Annotated in this window: 2 protein-coding genes; both read left to right on the top strand. The window is 66.3% G+C overall.

The window, feature by feature from the left end; all coding sequences use genetic code 11:
* Position 1 precedes the first annotated feature (1 nt).
* Entirely contained in the window at positions 2-841 is an 840-nt protein-coding gene (gene cysW / locus AC3WWH_RS34730) for a sulfate ABC transporter permease subunit CysW (protein WP_492377625.1), read from the top strand.
* 13 nt (positions 842-854) lie between these two features.
* Positions 855-1,513 (top strand): sulfate ABC transporter ATP-binding protein (locus tag AC3WWH_RS34735; protein ID WP_492377626.1); only part of this gene is annotated, 659 nt, incomplete at its 3' end.

Genomic DNA, 1,513 nt, shown 5'->3' on the forward strand with positions numbered 1-1,513 from the left:
GCTGGCCGCCGCCACCTCCGAAAGCCGCTTTGCCCGGCTGACCCTGACGATCACGGCGCTTGTCTTCGTCGCCCTGTTTTTGCTTTTGCCGCTCGCCGCCGTCTTCACCGAGGCGCTGCGCAAGGGACCGGCCGAGTTCGTTGCCGCGCTCGGCGATGCCGAAACCTTCTCGGCCATCCGCCTGACGCTGACCGTCGCTGCCATCGCCGTGCCGCTCAACCTCGTCTTCGGCGTGGCCGCCGCCTGGGCGATCGCCAAGTTCGAGTTCAAGGGCAAGGCCTTCCTGACGACGCTGATCGACCTGCCGTTCTCGGTCTCGCCGGTCATCTCCGGCCTCGTCTTCGTGCTGTTGTTCGGCTCGCACAGCCTGATCGGTCCCTGGCTGCAGAGCCACGGCATCCAGATCCTGTTTGCCGTGCCCGGGCTGGTGCTCGCCACCGTCTTCGTCACCTTCCCCTTCGTCGCCCGCGAGCTGATCCCGCTGATGCAGGAACAGGGCTCCAGCGACGAGGAGGCAGCCTTGTCTCTCGGCGCATCCGGCTGGCAGACCTTCTGGCATGTGACGCTGCCCAACATCAAATGGGGGCTGCTTTACGGCGTGCTTTTGTGCAACGCCCGCGCCATGGGCGAGTTCGGCGCCGTCTCGGTGGTCTCCGGCCATATCCGCGGCGTGACCAACACCATGCCGTTGCAGGTCGAAATCCTCTATAATGAATACAACTTCGTCGCCGCCTTCGCGGTGGCGGCGTTGCTGGCGCTGCTGGCGCTGATCACCCTGATTTTGAAGACGGCGCTGGAGATCCGCTACAGCGCCGAGATCGCCGCCAGCCGCAGGCACTGAAAGGTCAAACGCTATGGACGTGCGCGTTCACAACATCCGCAAGGAATTCGGCCGCTTCCCGGCGCTCGACGACGTCTCGCTCGATATCCGCTCCGGCGAGCTGATCGCGCTGCTTGGCCCCTCCGGCTCCGGCAAGACGACATTGCTTCGCCTCGTCGCCGGGCTCGAAAGCCCGACCGGCGGCACGATCTTCTTCGGTGACGAGGACGCCTCGCAAAAGACGGTGCAGCAGCGCAACATCGGCTTCGTCTTCCAGCACTACGCCCTGTTCCGCCACATGACCGTGCTCGACAACGTCGCCTTCGGCCTCAAGGTGCGCCCGTCGGGCCGAAGGCCGCCGGCCGCTGAGATCCGCAAGCGGGCCCTCGATCTGCTCGACCTCGTGCAGCTCTCCGGCCTCGACAAACGTTATCCCGCCCAGCTGTCCGGCGGCCAGCGCCAGCGCGTGGCGCTCGCCCGCGCCATGGCGGTCGAGCCGAACGTGCTGCTGCTCGACGAGCCCTTCGGCGCGCTCGACGCCCAGGTCAGGAAGGAACTGCGCAAGTGGCTGCGCGAGATCCACGACCGCACCGGCCACACGACGATCTTCGTCACCCACGACCAGGAGGAGGCGCTGGAACTGGCCGACCGCGTCGTCGTCATGAGCAAGGGCACGATCGAACAGGTCGGCAC

Source organism: Ensifer sp. EB106-03-01-XG145, from assembly GCF_058792075.1.